The sequence below is a fragment of the Dactylosporangium sp. CA-052675 genome (genome assembly GCF_050947935.1).
GTDB lineage: Bacteria > Actinomycetota > Actinomycetes > Mycobacteriales > Micromonosporaceae > Dactylosporangium.
Genome location: NZ_CP192010.1, coordinates 5961254 through 5978990 on the forward strand (window position 1 = coordinate 5961254; position 17737 = coordinate 5978990).

Annotated in this window: 21 protein-coding genes; 9 read left to right on the plus strand and 12 right to left on the minus strand. The window is 74.3% G+C overall.

The window, feature by feature from the left end; all coding sequences use genetic code 11:
- Positions 1–80 precede the first annotated feature (80 nt).
- A complete protein-coding gene (locus ACQP1P_RS26615; protein WP_433090135.1) occupies positions 81–389 on the minus strand; it encodes an NmrA family NAD(P)-binding protein in 309 nt (102 codons plus the stop codon).
- 97 nt (positions 390–486) lie between these two features.
- On the opposite strand from ACQP1P_RS26615, the gene ACQP1P_RS26620 reads away from it, so the two are divergent.
- Both ACQP1P_RS26620 and ACQP1P_RS26625 read left to right on the plus strand, forming a co-directional pair.
- Positions 487–963 carry a GNAT family N-acetyltransferase gene (locus ACQP1P_RS26620; protein ID WP_433074019.1) on the plus strand — a complete coding sequence of 159 codons (477 nt, stop codon included), beginning with the start codon at positions 487–489 and terminating at the stop codon, positions 961–963.
- Positions 964–997: 34 nt separating this feature from the next.
- Positions 998–2623 carry an MOSC domain-containing protein gene (locus ACQP1P_RS26625; RefSeq protein ID WP_433074022.1) on the plus strand — a complete coding sequence of 542 codons (1626 nt, stop codon included), beginning with the start codon at positions 998–1000 and terminating at the stop codon, positions 2621–2623.
- 291 nt (positions 2624–2914) lie between these two features.
- Here the strand turns inward: ACQP1P_RS26625 and ACQP1P_RS26630 are convergent, their stop codons facing one another.
- The 3 genes from ACQP1P_RS26630 to ACQP1P_RS26640 all read right to left on the minus strand — a co-directional run bounded on the left by ACQP1P_RS26630 (position 2915) and on the right by ACQP1P_RS26640 (position 4811).
- A complete protein-coding gene (locus tag ACQP1P_RS26630) occupies positions 2915–3121 on the minus strand; it encodes a hypothetical protein (RefSeq protein ID WP_433074025.1) in 207 nt (68 codons plus the stop codon).
- A gap of 62 nt (positions 3122–3183) precedes the next feature.
- Complete coding sequence (locus ACQP1P_RS26635; protein ID WP_433074028.1) at positions 3184–3792, minus strand: hypothetical protein; 609 nt, start codon at positions 3790–3792, stop codon at positions 3184–3186.
- Positions 3793–3875: 83 nt separating this feature from the next.
- Positions 3876–4811 (minus strand): NmrA/HSCARG family protein, encoded by a 936-nt coding sequence (locus tag ACQP1P_RS26640; RefSeq protein ID WP_433074031.1) that lies wholly within the window; start codon positions 4809–4811, stop codon positions 3876–3878.
- 102 nt (positions 4812–4913) lie between these two features.
- Between ACQP1P_RS26640 and ACQP1P_RS26645 the strand changes: the two genes are divergently transcribed.
- From ACQP1P_RS26645 to ACQP1P_RS26655, 3 genes are all read left to right on the plus strand, one after another.
- Positions 4914–5477 (plus strand): TetR/AcrR family transcriptional regulator, encoded by a 564-nt coding sequence (locus ACQP1P_RS26645; RefSeq protein ID WP_433074033.1) that lies wholly within the window; start codon positions 4914–4916, stop codon positions 5475–5477.
- A 55-nt stretch (positions 5478–5532) separates the two neighbouring features.
- Positions 5533–6501 carry an aldo/keto reductase gene (locus ACQP1P_RS26650; RefSeq protein ID WP_433074036.1) on the plus strand — a complete coding sequence of 323 codons (969 nt, stop codon included), beginning with the start codon at positions 5533–5535 and terminating at the stop codon, positions 6499–6501.
- An 82-nt stretch (positions 6502–6583) separates the two neighbouring features.
- Positions 6584–6964: a DUF2255 family protein gene (locus ACQP1P_RS26655; protein WP_433074039.1), complete on the plus strand. Its 381-nt coding sequence runs from the start codon at positions 6584–6586 to the stop codon at positions 6962–6964.
- On the opposite strand, the gene ACQP1P_RS26660 is transcribed toward ACQP1P_RS26655, so the two are convergent.
- Positions 6951–8234 carry an amidohydrolase family protein gene (locus ACQP1P_RS26660; RefSeq protein ID WP_433074042.1) on the minus strand — a complete coding sequence of 428 codons (1284 nt, stop codon included), beginning with the start codon at positions 8232–8234 and terminating at the stop codon, positions 6951–6953. The genes ACQP1P_RS26655 and ACQP1P_RS26660 overlap by 14 nt on opposite strands.
- Positions 8235–8472: 238 nt before the next feature.
- Between ACQP1P_RS26660 and ACQP1P_RS26665 the strand changes: the two genes are divergently transcribed.
- Genes ACQP1P_RS26665 through ACQP1P_RS26675 form a run of 3 tightly spaced genes read left to right on the plus strand, consistent with a single transcriptional unit; the run spans position 8473 to position 10741 of the window.
- Entirely contained in the window at positions 8473–8916 is a 444-nt protein-coding gene (locus ACQP1P_RS26665) for a group I truncated hemoglobin (RefSeq protein ID WP_433074045.1), read from the plus strand.
- Positions 8916–10088 carry a globin domain-containing protein gene (locus tag ACQP1P_RS26670; RefSeq protein WP_433074048.1) on the plus strand — a complete coding sequence of 391 codons (1173 nt, stop codon included), beginning with the start codon at positions 8916–8918 and terminating at the stop codon, positions 10086–10088. Before ACQP1P_RS26665 ends, ACQP1P_RS26670 begins: the two co-directional genes overlap by 1 nt.
- Positions 10085–10741 (plus strand): DivIVA domain-containing protein, encoded by a 657-nt coding sequence (locus tag ACQP1P_RS26675; RefSeq protein WP_433074051.1) that lies wholly within the window; start codon positions 10085–10087, stop codon positions 10739–10741. The genes ACQP1P_RS26670 and ACQP1P_RS26675 overlap by 4 nt, the downstream gene beginning before the upstream one ends.
- Positions 10742–10828: 87 nt before the next feature.
- Here the strand turns inward: ACQP1P_RS26675 and ACQP1P_RS26680 are convergent, their stop codons facing one another.
- The 3 genes from ACQP1P_RS26680 to ACQP1P_RS26690 form a co-directional block, all read right to left on the minus strand.
- Positions 10829–11125 carry a hypothetical protein gene (locus tag ACQP1P_RS26680; protein WP_433074054.1) on the minus strand — a complete coding sequence of 99 codons (297 nt, stop codon included), beginning with the start codon at positions 11123–11125 and terminating at the stop codon, positions 10829–10831.
- Positions 11126–11431: 306 nt separating this feature from the next.
- Positions 11432–12046 carry a response regulator gene (locus tag ACQP1P_RS26685; RefSeq protein WP_433090137.1) on the minus strand — a complete coding sequence of 205 codons (615 nt, stop codon included), beginning with the start codon at positions 12044–12046 and terminating at the stop codon, positions 11432–11434.
- Positions 12047–12108: 62 nt separating this feature from the next.
- Complete coding sequence (locus ACQP1P_RS26690) at positions 12109–13392, minus strand: sensor histidine kinase (protein WP_433074056.1); 1284 nt, start codon at positions 13390–13392, stop codon at positions 12109–12111.
- A gap of 173 nt (positions 13393–13565) precedes the next feature.
- On the opposite strand from ACQP1P_RS26690, the gene ACQP1P_RS26695 reads away from it, so the two are divergent.
- Positions 13566–14249: an ABC transporter ATP-binding protein gene (locus ACQP1P_RS26695; protein WP_433074059.1), complete on the plus strand. Its 684-nt coding sequence runs from the start codon at positions 13566–13568 to the stop codon at positions 14247–14249.
- Between the two features lie 13 nt (positions 14250–14262).
- On the opposite strand, the gene ACQP1P_RS26700 is transcribed toward ACQP1P_RS26695, so the two are convergent.
- From ACQP1P_RS26700 to ACQP1P_RS26715, 4 genes are read right to left on the minus strand one after another with little or no spacing between them, the layout of a single operon-like run.
- Positions 14263–14439 (minus strand): hypothetical protein, encoded by a 177-nt coding sequence (locus tag ACQP1P_RS26700; protein ID WP_433074061.1) that lies wholly within the window; start codon positions 14437–14439, stop codon positions 14263–14265.
- A gap of 58 nt (positions 14440–14497) precedes the next feature.
- Positions 14498–15718 (minus strand): cytochrome P450, encoded by a 1221-nt coding sequence (locus ACQP1P_RS26705; RefSeq protein WP_433074064.1) that lies wholly within the window; start codon positions 15716–15718, stop codon positions 14498–14500.
- A gap of 19 nt (positions 15719–15737) precedes the next feature.
- Positions 15738–17105: a condensation domain-containing protein gene (locus ACQP1P_RS26710; RefSeq protein WP_433074067.1), complete on the minus strand. Its 1368-nt coding sequence runs from the start codon at positions 17103–17105 to the stop codon at positions 15738–15740.
- A gap of 17 nt (positions 17106–17122) precedes the next feature.
- Entirely contained in the window at positions 17123–17734 is a 612-nt protein-coding gene (locus ACQP1P_RS26715; RefSeq protein WP_433074070.1) for an HAD family hydrolase, read from the minus strand.
- Between the last annotated feature and the right edge of the window lie 3 nt (positions 17735–17737).

The window sequence follows — 17737 nt, forward strand, 5'->3', positions numbered from 1 at the left end:
GTGCCGGTGCACCCCGCGGACGATCCCGTCGATGCCGGCCGCGCCGGTCCCGAGGTAGTTGGTCATGCATCGCACCGGCCTCAGGACCGTGGCGAGCCCGATGTGGTCGTGCAGGTACCGCTCGATGAGCGCCTTGCCCTCGGCGGACTGCGTCCTGGTCGAGGACGAGGCGACGTGCTGAGCACCATCTGCTCGACCCCGGCGGCGGACGCGGCGTCGATCAGGGCCCGTCCGCGGGCGACCTCCCGGTTCGCGTCGAACGTGACGGGCGGGACGGCGAACACCGCGGCGGCGCCGTCGAGCGCGGGTGCGAGGCCGGCCGGGGCGTCGAAATCGCCCGGGACGAGCCGCGCGCCGGCGGCGGCCAGCGCGACCGGCCGGCCGCCCAGCTACTGCGGGCCGACCTGCCGCCAGCGCGCCCGCCGCCGGCGCCGCTGAGCCGGATTCCCGGTTGCCCCGCCCCCTCTCCGGCCGCAGCATGAGGGCATGAGCGTGGAGATCGTCGCGGTGCCGGACGCGGACGCCGAACTGCTGGTGCCGCTCCTGCACGACGCCGAGGAGGACGACGAGCGCATCCGGGCCGCTCTGCGCGATCCGGCCTGCCGCGCCTACGCCGCCCGGCTCGGCGGCGAGACGCTCGGTGCCGCGGTCGTGCGGTGGGACCGGCGGGAGCCGTCCGAGCTGCTGTACATCGCCGTCGACCCGGCCCGCCGGGGCACCGGTGTCGGCCGGCGCCTCGTCGCGGCCGTCCAGGCCGAGCTGCCCCTCCACGGCCGGTCGCTGCTCGTCGGCACGGCCAACTGCTCGCTGGACAACATCGCCTTCTACCAGCGGTGCGGCTTCCGGATGCACTCGGTGCGGCGCGACTTCTTCGCCTATATCCAGCCGCCGCTGTCCGAGCACGGCATCCCGATGCTGGACATGATCGTCTTCTCGTACGCCAGTCCCACCGCGACCGGGTGACGCGCGCCGCCCGGCGCGCGCGGAGCATGGCGGAGTGCGGGGTCTGCTGCTGTCCGTGAACGTCGGGCGGCCGAAGCACGTGGCGTGGCAGGGGCGCACGGTGTACACCGGCGTCTGGAAGCGTCCGGTCGACGGCCCGGTGATGGCCCGCCGGCTCAACCTGGACGGCGACGGCCAGGGCGACACCGAGGGCCACGGCGGCGAGCAGCGGGCCGTGCTCGTCTATCAGCTGGACTCGTACCGCCACTGGCAGCAGGCCCTCGCCCTGCCCTCGGACTTCGGCCAGTTCGGGGAGAACCTCACCGTCGACGGGCTCGCCGACGACGAGGTGTGCGTCGGCGACCGCTACCGCATCGGCGACGCCGAGTTCGAGGTCACCCAGCCGCGGGTCACCTGCTACCGCGTCGGCCTGCGCCTCGGCGTGCCCGAGATGGCGGCGCTGCTCGTCGCCCACCACCGTCCCGGGTTCTACATGCGGGTCATCCGCGAAGGGCTCATCCGCGCCGGCGACGTCATCACCCGCACACGCCGGGGCCCGCTCCCGGTGGCCGAGGCCGACGCCCTGCTGTACCTGCCGAACCCCGACCCGAACCGGGTGCGCCTCGCCGCCGGCGTGCCCGCGCTGAGCCCCGGCTGGCGGCAGTCGTTCCGCGACATGCTCACCCCGAGACCGGCCGACGCCCCCGCGTGGCCGGGATTCCGGCCGCTGCGCGTGGCCGCCGTGCACGCCGAGAACGCCACGGTGACGTCGATCCGGTTCGCCGGGCCGAGCCCCCACGCGCGCCCCGGCCAGTACATCACCGTGCGCCTGCCCGGCAACGGCCCGGTCCGCAGCTACTCGCTGTCCAGCGACGCCTGCCGCATCACCGTCAAGCGCGAGCCGCACGGCGCCGCCAGCGGCTTCCTGACGACCGAGGTGCGCCCCGGGTCCACGCTGGACGTCGCGGCGCCCCGCGGCGACTTCGTCCTCGAGGACGGCGACGAACCGGTCCTGCTGATCTCGGCCGGCATCGGCCTGACCCCGGTCCTGGCGATGCTGCACCACCTGGCGGGCGGCCCGCGCGAGGTCTGGTGGATCCACGCCGCCCGCAGCCCGGCGGAGCACCCGCTCGCCGCCGAGGCGTCCGCCCTGCTCGCCACCATGCCCAACGCCCACGAGCACATCTTCTACAGCACCACCACGGGCCGCCTGACCGCCGAGCGCCTGGCCGCGATCCGGGTGCCGAGGACCGCGACCGCCTACGTGTGCGGCCCGGACGCGTTCATGACCGACATGCGTGAAGCGCTCGAACGGGCCGGTGTCGGCCGCATCCGCTCGGAGCTGTTCACCGCCCGCCCGAGCATCAACCCGGGCCTCGCCGGCCGCCCAGCGAGGGCACCCCATCCGCCCGCGGGCGAGCCGGGCGACGGCCCGCGGGTGACGTTCGCCCGCAGCGGTGTCTCGGCGGCGGTACCGCCGGCCGGCAGCATCCTGGACCTCGCCGACGCCTGCGACGTGCCCACGCGCTGGAGCTGCCGCACCGGCGTCTGCCACACCTGCGAGACCCCGCTGCTCGCGGGCGAGGTCACCTACTCCCCCGAGCCGCTGGAGCCGGCGAACCCCGGCTCCGTGCTGATCTGCTGCGCCCGCCCCGGCACCGACGTGGTCCTCGACATGTAAGGCACAGTCCTATCTACCCGATAAGTTTTACGGAGTCCGAACCCGGACACGAGCCGCCCGCAGATCGTGCAGAACATCGATCTGGCCCCCACGTTCCAGCGCATCGGCGGCGCCCCCGTCGCCGGCGACGTCGACGGCCGCGGCCTGCTCACGCTGCTCACCGGCGGCCGGACCGACGCCTGGCGCACCGGCTCGCTCATCGAGCACCACGGCCCCGGCACCAGCGCCGACGACCCCGACGCAGGGCCTCGTAGGTCGTCGGCATGCCGTTGCGGGCGTCCTGCGGCACCGTCAGGCGCCCGCCGGCGGCTCCGGGTGACGGAGCCGCCGGCGGGCCGGCGAGTGGTCGAGGCCGTCGGCGAGCCGGCGCTCCTGGTCCTCGCCGGTCAGGGTGCCGCTCGCGTTGGCGGTGCCGGCCCGGGGCAGGCCGAAGTCGCCGGGGAATCCGCCGGGCTGATCGGCCGGCGTCTGGTGCCGCGCCGGTGTCGTCGACCTCATCGACCAGGGACGCGTAGTGTTCTCGGTCTCGTGGTCGTCGTCGCGACGATTTTTGCCACAGCTCAGGACGCCGGGCCGTTGTCGACGAACACGAATGTGGTCAGCGGGGTGGCGTCGCCGAGCTCCTCCGCGATCAGCCCGTTGGCCCCGGACACCAGCAGAAAGGCGTCGCCGACGCTGATCGTGAACGTCGCCGGGTCGCCGCTCTCCGGTGGCTTGATCGTGAACAGCTGGCCGTCCCGGCTCGGGTCGCAGGCGGTGGCGGCGATGGTGAGCGGCGCGCTGCCGTTGCTCCGCAGCCCGAGGCAGGCCCGGTCCCCCGTGGCCGATCTGATCATGTGACGGGCTCCGGTCGGTACCAGGACGAACAGCCCCTTGCCGGTGCCACCGTCGGTCACGTTGAGCCGCCCGCTGCCGTCGACGGCCAGGATGGACTCGCCCGCCTCGGCCGGGCGGATCACGACCCGGCGCGTGCCCAGCAGGATCGGCGCGTCCGGCCCGGTGGCCGAGGGCTGCGGCGCGGCCGGGCCCGGCTGCGAGCTCGGCGCCGACGGGGCGGCACCGGCGGCCGACGGCGACGGCGGGCTCGGCGCGACGGGCTTCGCGGTGGTACCGCAGCCGGCCAGCGCGGTGAGCCCGGCCAGGGCGAGCAGTGCGCGGTGTCCTCGCATCCCAGGTGTGTACCCACCCGGGCGCCGTCCCGCACATGCCCGGCGTCGACCGGGCTCGATCCGCCCCGGACGCGACCGTCGTGTCAGGCCGGCCGGCCCGCCGCGCTCATGTGCTTGTGCGCCCACTCCTCGAACGAGGTGAGGGGGATGCCGAGCGCGCGGGCGAACTGCGGGCGCGCCGGCTGCCCGGCCACGTTCATCAGCTCCATCGGCAGGCCCGCGTACGCCGGCATGCCCGCGGCGACCGCCTCGGGCTCGGTCATGTCGGGCGCGGCGAGCGGGACGCCGAGGGCACGGGACAGGATCTCGGCGATCTCGGTCATCGCGAGGTGGTCGCTCGCCAGCTCCAGCTCGATCTCGTGGAACCGTTGCGGCTGGGCCACGGCCGCGGCCACCGTCGCGCCGATGTCGTCGACCGCGACCAGCGAGAGCCGCGTCGAGGGCCTCAGCACGGTCGCGATGCCGCCCTCGACGCCGCGGGGCAGCAGATACGCCGAGGAGAGCAGGAAGTTCTCCATGAAGAAACCGGGCTTGACCAGGGTCCAGAACGGAAAGCCCGCGTCCCGGACGCGCTGCTCGATGCCGGACTTGGCGGCATAGTACGGCTCCAGGGGCGCCCACCGGCCGGAGTCGTAGCCGGGCGCGGTGCGGATCCGCCCGGAGCCCGACACGGACGTGTGCACGAACTGCGGCACCCCCGCGGCGCGGGCGGCCTCGATCAGGTTGACCGCCTGCCGCAGCTCACCGTCGAAGTCGAACGCGCCGTCGCGTACCTCTGCCATCTGCACCGAGAAGACGGCCCGGGCCCCGCCGACCGCATCCGCCAGGGAGCCGGGATCGCGCAGGTCGCCCCGCACGAGCTCGGCCCCCAGCGAGGCCAGGGCCGAGGCCTGGGCGCGCCGCGGGTCGCGCACCAGCGCCCGCACGGCAAACCCGGCGGCCAGCAGCGCCCGGGCGGACGCCCCGCCCTGCTTGCCCGTGGCGCCGACGACGAGTACGGGAGCGGATGCAACCGGCATGAGCTGTCCTCCTGGACGATTGCCGTTAAACGGCGGGGTGCGCCGTTTCTGTCCGGGCTAAGATACGGCTACCCCCGCCACTTAGCAAGCCCGGGAGCACGCATGACCGGTCAGCGCGCCGACGCCCGCCGCAACTACACGCTGCTGCTGTCCGTGGCCGAGCGGGCGATCGCCGAGCAGGGCGCCGACGCGTCGCTGGAGCAGATCGCCCGCACGGCGGGGGTCGGGTCCGGGACCGTACGCCGGCACTTCCCGACGCGCCACGCCCTGCTCGAGGCGGTCTTCCGCCGGCAGGTCGACGCGCTGGGCGACCGCGCGCGGGAGCTGGCCGGACGCCCGGACAGCCGCGCCGCGCTGCTGGAGTGGCTCGACGCCGTGCTGGCGTTCGCGGCCACGACCCGCGGCCTGGCCGAGGCCCTCAACCGCGACCACGAGGCCGACCCGGGCGAGGCCCACGAGCACTGCGCCACCGCGCGGCTGACCGAGGCGGGCGACCCGCTGGTGCGCCGCGCGGCGGACGACGGCGGGCTGGCCCCGGGGGTGACCATCACCGACCTGCTCACCCTGGTCACGGGCATCGCGCTGGCCACCGAGCACAGCCCGGACGCCGCCACTGCGGCGAACCGCCTCCTGCGGCTGACCATCACCGGCGTCAGCCCGGCCTGAGCACCATGGAAGCAACCGCGGTTTCGCGCGGGCAGCGCTGGAGAGGGGCGATCGGATGCGGTACACACGACTGGGCCGGACGGGGCTGCGGGTCAGCCGGATCGGGCTGGGCTGCATGAGCTACGGCACCGCCGCGGCAGGCATGCATCGGTGGACGCTGGACGAGGACGCCGCGGCCGCGTTCTTCCGGCAGGCCGTCGAGCTCGGGGTCACGTTCTGGGACACCGCGAACGTGTACCAGGGCGGCACGTCCGAGGAGTTCGTCGGCCGGGCGATCACCCGGTACTCCCGCCGGGAGGACATCGTGCTCGCCACGAAGGTCAGCGGGAAGATGCACGACGGCCCGGGCGGCAGCGGCCTGTCCCGCAAGGCGATCCTCGAGCAGGCCGACGCCTCCCTGCGGCGGCTCGGCACCGACTACATCGACGTCTACTACATCCACCGGTTCGACCCCGAGACCCCGGTCGAGGAGACCATGGCCGCGCTGCACTCGCTGGTGCAGGCGGGCAAGGTGCGCTACCTCGGGGCGTCGTCGATGTGGGCGTGGCAGTTCGCGAAGCTGCAGCACGCCGCCGTGCTGGGCGGGTGGACGGCGTTCAGCGCGATGCAGGATCAGTACAACGTGCTCAAGCGCGAGGAGGAGCGGGACATGATCCCGATGTGCCTCGACCAGGGCGTCGGGCTGACACCGTACTCGCCGCTGGCCAAGGGGCGCGCCGCCCGGCCCTGGGGCGAGCAGACCGCACGGTCGTCCTCCGACCGCGTCGCCGAAGCGTTCGACCGGGACGTCGACCGGCCCGTCGTGGACGCCGTGCAGGCCGTTGCCGAGGCCCGGCAGGTCCCGATGGCTCAGGTCGCCCTCGCGTGGGTGCTGGCCAAGCCCGCGGTCTCCTGCCCGATCGTCGGCGCGACGAAGCCGCACCACCTCGTGGACGCCGTCGCCGCCCTCGACCTCACCCTGACGGAGCGGGAGATCGCCGACCTCGAGGGACGGTACGCGCCACAGGACAACTTCTGGTGGTGACGGCCGCCGCCCGGCCGCGGTTCAACCCCGCCCGCACGGGAAGTGCAGCGGGCGACCGAACCTTTCCGCGAAAGGACCCGCCATGACCTCCTGGACGCCCGACGAGCTGCGTCGCATCGGCGCCGCCGACGAGCTGCAGATCGCCCCCACCCTCGCCGACGGCACCCTGCGGCCCCCGACCACGATCTGGGTCGTCCCGGACGGCGATGACGTGTACGTCCGCGCCGTCAACGGCACCGACTCGTCCTGGTACCGCAGCACCCGCACCCGGCACCAGGGCCACGTCCACACCGACGGCGTCGACCGCGACGTCACCCTCACCGACGTGCCCGACAGCGACCCCGTCAACGCCCGCATCGACACGGCGTACCGCACCAAGTACCGCCAGTACGACACCGCCTACGTCGACATGATCCTCACGCCGGCCGCCCGCGCCGCCACCCTGAAGCTCACCCCCCGCTGACTCGATCCGGCACCGGCGGAGGAGCCGGTTGCGAAGGACCGGCATGCACGACGCCGGCGCGCATGACGAAGTCGACGGCGCCGGTGGCGTCGATGTCGTCGAACGGGTTGCCGGGCAGGGCGATCAGATCGGCGACGGCGCCGGGTTCGATGCGGCCCAGATCGGGGCGGCCCAGCAGGTCGGCGGCGGTGCTGGTCGCCGCGCGCAGTGCCCGCACCGGGCTGATGCCGGTGTGCACCATGGCGGGGAACTCCCGCCAGTTCTGCTCGTGCGGGAACATGCCCGCGTCGGTACCGAAGGCGATGCGCACCTCGCTGGCGGCGACGTTGCGGGCACTGTCGCGCAGCTGGCCGGCGTAGCGGGCGAACTTCGCCCGCTCGGCGGGATGCTTGCCCCGCCAGTACGCGTCGTCGTCGAGGTGCTCCAGCGCGTCGGAGACCATGAACTGGGTGGGGACGAGGAACACCCCACGCCGCTGCATCAGCGACAGGGTCCCGGCGGACGCGAGGTTGCCGTGCTCGACCGAGCGCACCCCGGCCCGCACGGCGCGTGCGACGCCCTCGTCGCCGTACGCGTGCGGGGTGCACGGCACGCCCAGCTCGGCGGCGGTGGCCACCAGCGCGTCCATCTCCCGCTGCGTGTAGGTGGTCCGGCCGGGGTCGTCCGCGGGTGTGCCGAACCCGCCGGTGGCCCCGAACTTGACCCAGTCGGCGCCGGCACGGATCTCCGCGCGCACGGCGCTGGTGACGGCGGCGGGCCCGTCGGCCAGTACGCCGATCTCCCGGCCGTACTCGGGTGCGAGCGGCGTGGAGATGTCGCCGTGGGCGCCGCGGGCCGAGATCAGGTGCGGGGCCACGAGCATGCGCGGCCCGCTCACCAGGCCCCGCGCGACGGCGTCACGCAGGTGGACCGTGACCGGGTCCGCCGCGAACGTGGCCAGGTCGCGCACCGTGGTGAAGCCGCGGTCGAGCAGGTCGCGCAGCACCGGCAGGGCCCGCAGGGCCAGCACCGCGGCCGAGTCGGACACGAACGCGGTCAGCAGGGCGGACGGCTCGACCGTGGTGTGGACGTGACAGTCGATGAAGCCGGGCAACAGCATGCGGTCGCCGAGGTCGACGACGCGCCTCGCGCCCCGCCCGACCCGCTCGCCGACCTCGGTGATGCGCCCGTCGTCCACCGCGACCTCGGTGTGGGCGGACGGCGCCGCGGCCAGCCCGTCCCAGCACCGCGCGGCGACGACGACGGTACCGGTCGATGCATCCGCACTCACCGGGGTGCACTGCCCCGGGAACGCCCGGCCATGCGGATGACGCGGCCCGCATCGACGGCATCGTGTCCGGCTGCGCCCTCGTGCATCGCGAGGGTGCGATCGGCCATCCGGCCCCTTCGAGCAGCCCAGACCTCGCTCGGATGAGCCGCCGATAGGCTCGCGACGATCAAGGACCCCCGGCCCGTGACGGAGCCCAGTGCCGCACGGGCGGAATCCCCTCGACGAGAGGTGCACGACGATGACGCTGGACACGGCCCTGCTCGAGCATCTGGATGCCGAAGCGCAGCAGGCGAACCCGTCCTCGGCATTCGCCGCGATCGGCGGAGCCGCCGCGGTCTCCGCGGTCGTGGAGGAGTTCTACACGCGACTGCTGGCCGACCCCGCCCTCCGGGACTTCTTCACGCCGCTGGTCGAGTCCGACGGGCTGGGCGCGCTCAAGCGGCACCAGGTGCTGATGCTGACCAAGGTGCTCGGCGGGCCCGACCGGTACGCCGGCCGTGACCTGCGGGCGGCCCACGCCCACCTGGCCATCACCGACGACGCCTACCGGCGGGTCAGCCTCCACCTGCTGACCGTGATGCACGACTTCAAGGTGCCGATGGACATCCTGCAGGCCGCCGACGACATCCTGCGCTCGGTCAGCGCGCTGATCGTCAGCGGGGCGCAGGGGGACGCGCAGTAGTGGACACCGCCGCGCTCAAAGCAAGCTGGGCGCAGGTCGTACCGCTGGGTGATCAGGCCGCCGCCTACTTCTACGCCACCCTGTTCAGCATCGACCCCAGCCTGCGCCTGATGTTCCCCGCCTCGATGGGCGGCCAGCGCGACCGGCTGCTGTCCGCGCTCGGGCACATCGTGTCCAATGTGGACGACTCCGAGACGCTGGTCGCGTTCGTGGAACAGCTCGGTCGCGACCACCGCCGGTTCGAGGTCCAGCCGCAGCACTACCCCGTCGTCGGGCAGGCGCTGCTGCACACCCTGGCCCACGGGCTGGGTCCCGCGTGGAACGACCAGCTGGCCGCCGACTGGGCCGCGGCGTACGGGATCGTGTCCAAGGCGATGATCGACGCCGCGGCGGCCGTCGACCCGTTCGAGCCGGCCTGGTGGAACGCCGAGATCGTCTCCCACGAGCGGCGTACCGGCGACATCGCCGTGCTCACCGTGCGGCCCCAGGGCGAGGTGCGGTACCGGGCCGGGCAGTCCCTCGCCGTGGAGTCGCACCTGCGGCCGAAGGTGTGGCGCTACCTGACGCCGGCCAACGCTCCGCGCCGGGACGGCACGATCGACTTCCACGTGCGGGCCGTGGCCGGCGGGCAGCTGTCCCCCGCGCTGGTGTACCAGGCCCGCGAGGGCGACGTGCTGCGCCTGGGATCGCCGATCGGCAACCGCCTGACCGTGGCGTCCGGGCCCGGCCCCGACCTGTTGCTGCTGGCGGGCGGCACCGGCGTCGCGCCCATGAAGGCCATCATCGAGCAGTTGGCCGCCGGCCTGGAGGACCGCAAGGTCACCCTCGTCGTCGGGGTCCCGAACCGGTGGGACCTGCACGACCAGGCCGAGCTCGACCAGCTCGCCCAGGATCTGCGCTGGGTCCAGGTCGTCACGGCCCTGTCCGAGGACATCGTCGGCGGCCAGCCGGCCACCGCGGTCGAGGCCGCCCTGCGCCACGGCTCCTGGCACGATCGCCAGATCTACGTGTGCGGCTCACCGGCGATGGTGGCCGGCACCTGCCAGACGCTGCGCGACGAGGGTTACGCCTCGGCCGACATCCACGTGGAACAGTTCGACGACAAGACCTATGCGCCGCTGCGTGCCTCCATGACGCCGGAGCGGGTGTTCGAGGAGGTGACCCGACCATGAGCGCAGAACCAACGCCACGGCGTAGGCCCCTCTCGCCGCATGAGATCCGCAACGCCCGCCTTCGCCAGATCGGCTTCCGCAAGGGCTACGACCCCGGGGAGGTCAACGCGCTGCTGCAGCGGGTGGCCGAGGAGATCGCCGCTCGCGACGCGCAGATCAGCACCCTGCTGCACGACGTGGAGCGGCTCCAGCGGGAGGTCTACGCCCGCCGCCACGGCGCGCTGCCCGACAACGCTCCCGCCGGCCTGGACGAGGCGCTCATCTCCGAGCGCATCCAGGCCCAGCAGTACGTCGACGAGATCGTCGCCGCCGCCCAGACCAACGCCGCGCACCTCGTGGCGCAGTCCCGGCAGCAGGCCAGCGAGATCATCCGAGCCGCCCACGCCGCGGCCGAGCAGGCCGCGCGCGACTATCGCGCCAACTCGGGGCCCAGCTACAGCCCCGACCGGGAGGAACTGGCCCGGCTGGCCACGCTCGCGCAGTGGGCGATCCGCCAGTTCTCCGGCTTGCGGACCCAGGTCGACGCGACCGATGACGCGGCCCGTCAGGAACTGGCCTCGATCCTCGACCGGCTCGCGCCCATCCTGCACCCGGGCAGCACGAACGGCGCGGCCTACCCGGGCGACCCGAACCACCGCAACGGGAGCCTGTAGCCCGTCGCGCCCGCGGGCGGCTCGCCCACGGCACCGTAGGCGGCGAGCCCGCCGTCTGCGGGGCCGTGGGCCGGCGAAGGCGCGCCGTCATTGCCGGGCGCGAATACGGGTGGAGCGCGGCATGTCCAGCCACCACGCGGCGGCGGCACGCGCGTCGTGCCCGGCGTTCGGGTTGGTGCGCACATCCCCGAGCAAGGCGTCCTCGCCCGCGACACCGATGGCATAGACCAGCGAGGGCAGGATCACCGGATCGGTCGTGAAGCGATCCACTGTGGTACGCCAGAACGTGGCCGGGCTGGCGCCGCCGACGTGGCCGAGCGCGTGGGCCGCCGTCGCCCTCACCTGCGGGGCCAGGCCGGCCGCGAGCAGCAGACGCTGCACCATGGCCCGATGCTCGGGGCCGCCGACCACACGCAGCGACTCCAGCGACCGCACGGCCGTGGCCGTGTCGCATGCCGCCAGCGCGTTGGTCGCCCGGGTCGAGAGCCGCCGTGCCACCGACTCCCGGGGGCCGAGCACCCCGCCGGCGCGCGCGACCGTACTCCGGGCGGTCCGCCGGCTCAGGCCTCCAGGCGATGCCTGATGCGCTCGAGGGTCGCCTCGCCCCGGGACACGCCGATGCCTTGTGCGAAGCAGAGCGCGGTGCATCGTACGGAGGCGGTTCAAGCGCGACCGGTCCCGCGCGGGAAGTCACTCGGGCGGCGTGCGGGCGCCGGGAACGATCAGCCCCGTCTCGTAGGCGGCGATGATGGCCTGCGTCCGGTCGCGGATGTCGAGCTTGGACAGGATCCGGGTGACGTGGGTCTTCACCGTCGTCTCGCTGATGTGCAGCCGGGCCGCCAGCTCGGTGTTGCTCAGGCCGCGGGCGATCAGCCGGAGGATGTCCAGCTCGCGCGGGGTCAGGGTGGACAGGTCCCGGTGCAGCGCCGGCTCCTCGTCGCCCCGGGCGAACCGCTCGACCAGGCGGCGGGTCACGCTCGGCGCGAGGAGCGCGTCGCCGGCGCGGACCATGCGCACCGCCGAGACGAGGCGGTCGGCGGTGACGTCCTTGAGCAGGAACCCGCTCGCGCCGGCGCTCAGGGCCGCGTACACGTACCGGTCCAGGTCGAAGGTCGTCAGGATGACGATCCGGGGCGGGTCGGGATGGTCGGCCAGGATGCGCCGGGTGGCCTCGAGACCGTCCACGCCGGGCATGCGCACGTCCATGAGCACCACGTCGGGCCGCGTGCGCCGGACCGCGTCGATCGCCTCGGCCCCGTCGGCGGCCTCGGCGACGACGTCGATGCCGTCGGCGCCGAGGATCATCGCGAAGCCGGTGCGAACGAGCGCCTGGTCGTCGGCGATCACGACCCGCGGCGGGTTCGTGGTCACGACCTCTCCACCGGGATCGTCGCTTGGACCCGGTAGCCGCCGGTCGGCAGTGGACCGCCGGCGAGGGTCCCGCCGTAGACCGCGAGCCGTTCCCGTAGTCCGATGAGACCTCGGCCGTTGCCGGCCGGGGCCGCCGGGCCGCTGGTGCCGCCGTCGTCGGTGACCTCGACGCGCACCTGCGCGGGCCGGTGCTCGACGCGGACGTGCACCGCGGCGCCCGCCGCGTGCTTCATGGCGTTGGTGAGCGCCTCCTGCACGACCCGGTACGCCGCGAGGTCGACCCCGGGCGGCAGCGGCCGCGGGTCGCCGTCGACGACGACCTCCACGGGCGTGCCGGCGTCGCGGACCCGGGCGACGAGCTCCGGCAGCCGGTCCAGGCCGGGCGACGGCGGCTCGACCTCCGGCTCGTCCGGGCCGGGCTCGTCGCCGTCCATGGTCAGCAGACCCATGACGTGCCGCAGTTCGTTCATCGCGGCGCGGCCGCCCGACTCGATGGCCGCCAGGGCCTGGTCGACCTTGTCCGGCGACACCGGCAACACGCGGCGGGCCGCGACCGCCTGCACCACCATGACGCTCACGTTGTGCGTCACCACGTCGTGCAGTTCCTGGGCGATCCGGGCGCGCTCCCGCTGTACGGCCACCGTCGCCTCGGCCTCCCGTTGCGCCTGCGCCATCCGCACCCGCTGCTGCAGCCCGTGCACCGCGTTCGCCGCGAGCCCGACCGGCACGAGGATCAGGACCAGCAGCAGGGCCGGCTGGTTGATCGGCAGGCTGGCCCGGTGCAGCACCATGGTGATCCCGCCGAGCACCACGCCGACCACGGCGGGGATGCGGTACGGGCTGTGCATCACGGCGCTGTACGCGGCGACCACGCACGCGGCGAACGTGAACAGCGGATCGCCGAAGCCGGGCGAGCGGTGATACGTGGTCGCCGCCAGCAGCACGATCCAGAACACCGTGAGCGGGTAGCGGCGCCGGGCCGCCACGGGCAGCGTGGCCAGCCCGACCACCAGGCCCCACAGCAGCGCCTGCGGCCACGGCAGCGACGTGAAGTACGGCACCACGACGTCCGGCGGACCGGTCGCACCGGGGGCCACCGGCGGCGGCGGCCCGTTCGAGGCCATCGTGGGGATGCCCTCGACGCGCAGGGCGAAGCCGAAGTACGCCCCGCCCGCGAGCGCCACCGCCAGCACGACATCCGCGGCCAGCGCCCACCGCGACTGCGCCGGCGGGGTCACCGGACCGGTTCGCAGCTGTTCGCGGATCGACGCCAGGCTCACCGGACCAGTCTGGCAAAGTCCGCCCGCCGGCACATCGTCCGCCCGGCAGCACGTCCCGGGCCCGCGGTCGTACATCGCTGGTAGGACCCCGCCGCGTCGTCGTACCCGCGGACCGGCCGATATCGGAGCACAGATCGACGCGCGGCAACCCCTGCGGCCCATAGCGTCCAGCCATGAGCATGATCGAGGCCCGCAACGTCGCCCGGTCGTTCGGCACGACCCCGGCGCTGCGCGGCGCCACCGTCGCCGCGGCCCCCGGCGAGATCCTGGCCGTCATGGGCCCCAGCGGCTCCGGCAAGTCCACGCTGCTGCGTTGCCTGTCCGGCAGCTGCACGCCCGACAGCGGCGAGGTGCACTACGACGGCCGGCGGCTCGACACCCTGCCCGAACCGGCCCGCACGAAGCTGCGGCGCACCGCGTTCGGGTTCGTCTTCCAGGTCGGCCAGCTGGTGCCGGAGCTGACCGTCGCGGACAACATCGCCCTGCCGCTGCTGCTGAACAGGGTCCGCCGGACCACGGCGTACGCGACCGCCGCGAGCTGGCTGGACCGGCTCGGGCTCGGCGGCCTCGGCCGGCGGCGGACCGGCGAGCTGTCCGGCGGCCAGGCCCAGCGGGTCGCGGTCGCCCGGGCGCTGGCCATCCGCCCACGCGTGCTCTTCGCCGACGAGCCGACCGGGTCGCTGGACTCGGTCACCGGCAAGGCCGTGATGGACCTCCTCGTCGCGCTGGCCCGCGAGGAGGCCGTCACCGTGCTGCTGGTGACCCACGACAGCCAGGTGGCCGGGTATGCCGACCGGCTCGTCATCGTGCGCGACGGCCGGGTCGGCACCGGGGCGCAGGCGCGGACGCCCCGATGACGATGCCGCCCGGTCAGCTCGGCCCCGGCCGGTTCGTCACGGGGTCGAAGAGCCAATAGGCCTCGGGCGCCAGCGGGAACGGCAGCAGGCCCTCGCGCACGAGGACGAACGGGCCGCAGGCGGTGCGCAGCAGGGTGTCCCAGAAGTCGCCGCCACACGCGTGCGATCGGCCCGACCGGGCCGGTGACACGAGTTCGGCCGCGGCCGGCCTGGTGAGGGCGGCCGCGGCCGATGCACGACGTGACGCGTCACCAGGTGACCGGCAGGGTCCGCAAGCCGTAGAGCAGATCCTGCGTCTCCCGGAAGGTGACCTCCTCGACCGGCACGGCCAGCCGCAGGTCCGGCAGCCGGGTGAAGATCGCCTCCACCGCCGTGCACGCCTCCAGCTGCCCCAGACCCGCGCCGAGGCACCGGTGCACGCCGTGGCCGAAGGAGAGGTGGGGCGCGCCGACGCGCCGGATGTCGAAGACCTCCGGTTCCGGGTAGACCGCGCTGTCCCAGTTCGCGGAGTGCAGGTGCAGCACGACCGACTCGCCGGCGCGGATCACCTCGCCGTCGATGGTGATGTCGACCTTGGCCGCGCGGATCGGGCCGTGCTGGATGATGGTCCAGTAGCGCAGGGTCTCGTCCACGGCCGGACGGATCCAGCGGGCCGGGTCGCTGCGGACGAGCGCGCCCTGCTCCGGGTCGCGCAGCAGCGCGAACGTCGTCAGGCTGATCAGGCAGGACGTCGCCTCGAGGCTGGCGGCCAGCAACAGGGTGGCCATCCCCACGAGCTCCTCGACCTCGAGCTCGCCGGACGCGACCGGGCCCGCGACGAGCCGGCCGAGCAGGTCGTCGGCCGGCTCGTCGATCTTGCTGGCGACCAGGTCCCCGAGGACCCGGCGCATCTTCTGGCCCGACGCGTGCCGGCGCGCCGCCGAGCCGTCGTGCGTCGCCCGCGCGCGGCTGCACTGTTCGACGAAGTCGCTGTCGTCGCCGCGTACGCCGAACAGGTTCGCCGAGACGTGGCGGGGCAGCACGTCGGCGAAGCCCTCGACCAGGTCGCCGCCCGGGCCGCGCTCGATGAACGCGCCGAGCAGGCGGTCGACCTGTTCCCGCACGGCGGGCCGGCGGGCCTCGACCGCGGCGGCGCTGAACTCGTGGGCGAGGAACCGCCGCAGCCGGGTGTGCTCGGGCGAGTCCATGTTGACGAACACGCCGGGCCGCGGGTCACGGTAGGACAGCGGTACGGCGGGGAAGCCCTCCCGGGTGCCGTCCGCGCTGAGCAGCGAGTCGTCCGAGAGCAGCGCCCGGATGTCCCGGTAGCGGGTGACGAGCCAGGCCTCGCCGCCGTAGGCGAGCGTGACCTTCCGCGGCCGGCCGTCCGGTGCGCCGTCGCGGTAGGCCGCCGGTGGCGTGAACGGGTCGTCGCGTTCCGCGGGGAAGACGATCGGGCAGCCTGCCGTCTCGTGCTGGGCCAGTTGCATGGCGTACACCTCCGATGGGTCAGCGGTCGTGGGTCGAGGTCGGTTGCCGCACCGTGTACCGCGGGTCCAGCGCGGCGTCGAGCACCATGCGCTCCAGTCGCCGGAGGAAATCGGCGGGCGTCCCGGTGCCGAGGAAGCCCTCGCGGACGCAGAGCGTGAGGTCCGCGCGGTCGCCGATCTCGTTGAGGTACAGGAAGAAATTGGCGTCCTTCGGCGTTCTCGGCCGCTGGACCTCCGACACGCGCGTCAGGTGGCGCAGCGCGGGCACCCGGCGGGCCGCCTCGTCCGCGGCGTCGACGTCGACGACGACTCGGCCCTCGCGGGCGAACCGCACGTCGTTGAAGAAGCAGTACCCGCGGCCGGCGATGCCGCGCTCGGCCGCGACGGCGTCGATCACCGCGCTCAGCTTCCGGGGGTCGCACTCGCTGTTGCGGTAGGCGCGCATGGCCGCGTCCCCGGCGCGGCGGAACAGCGCGTCGCGTCCCTCCTCGCGGACGGGCAGGTGGAACAGCGCGTTCTGGTTGAACGCGGCCACCATGTCGCGGCTCTCCGGCTGGAAGCGGGTGGCGACGATCGTGCGGATCGACACGTCGGCCTGGCCGGTCCACTCGCTCAGCACGACCGCCGTGGCGGCCATCGCGATCGCCGACGGCCTGACGGCGTAGCGGGCCGACAGCGACAGGATCGCCGCGGCCAGGGCCGGCGACAGGATCTCCGCCCAGGCCAGCCTCGGCACCGGGCCGGCGCCGGCGTTGCCCATCATGCGATCGCCGGTGCGGGCCAGCCGCTCGGCCCAGTAGGCGAGCGTTCTGGCCTCGCGGCGCCGGCCCGGCTCGGACGCCTCGAACGCGGCGCGCCGCAACGGCTGCTGCCCCACCGGCCCGAGCGCCTCGCCGGCGAGCAGTGCGGTCAGGTCCCGCAGCAGGATCTGGTAGCTCCAGCCGTCGACCGCCATGTGGCTGACCACCATCAGCACCCTGACCGGGCGGCCCCCGTCGGTCAGCACCGCCACCCGCAGCGGCAGGTCCACCGCGTCGTCGAAGTGCCCGGCCCGCATGATGCGCAGCTGGTGGGCTATGGCGTCGTCGAGGGAGCCCTCCCCGACGTCGTGCGCCGGCACCGCCAGCTCGCCGCGGTCCCGCACCTGCTGCCGTGGCCCGTCCGGCGTGTCGAAGTAGCGGCTGCGCAGCGAGTCGTGCCGCTCCACGAGCGCACCGACGGCGGCCCGGACGTCCGGCAGCGCCACGCCGGCGGGCACGGCGCACGAGCCGGTGATGTTGAGCGAGGCGTCGTGCGCCGGCAGCCAGCGCAGGACCTCCCAGATGGCGAGCTGGCCCCAGGTGAGGGGACCCGGCCCGGCGCCTTCGGCGCGGAAATGTACCGCCATTCGCGTCCTCCCCATGGCTACGGCCAGACGAGTTGCGGCCAGAGGAGGTCGGGCACCGCCGCCACCGGGACCAGCACGGTGCGAATCCCGCACGCCTCACCCGCGGCCCGGTCGGCCGCGCTGTCGCCGACGAACAGCGTGGTCCCCGGGTCGAGCCCGAGCCGGTCGACGGCCAGCCGGAGGCCGTCGGGCGCGGGCTTGGGCGCGGTGACGTCCTCGCGGGCGACGGTCAGGTCGAGGTCCAGACCGCAGTAGCGCAGCAGCGCGGCGGCCAGGTCGCGGGCCCGTCCGGTGCAGATGCCCACCGCGATGCCGGCCTCGCGCAGCCGCCGCAGGACGTCCGGGGTGCGGGTCGTCGGCCGCAGGGCACTGCCAGGCATCAGCTCGAGGAAGGCGTCGTGGTACGCGCGCCACGCGGCGTCCAGGTCGGCGTCGCCGACGAGCGCGGCCACGGTACCGAGGTCCGTCGCGCGCTGCGCCATGAAGACGCGGGCGGCGTTCGGCTCGGCCCGCCCGACCTCGGCGGCGGCGGCGCCGAGAGCCCGCCGGTGCAGGTCGAGCGAGTCGACCAGCGTGCCGTCCAGATCGAAGATGATGCCGCGCGGCGGCGGCTCGAGTGGGGCGCTCACGGG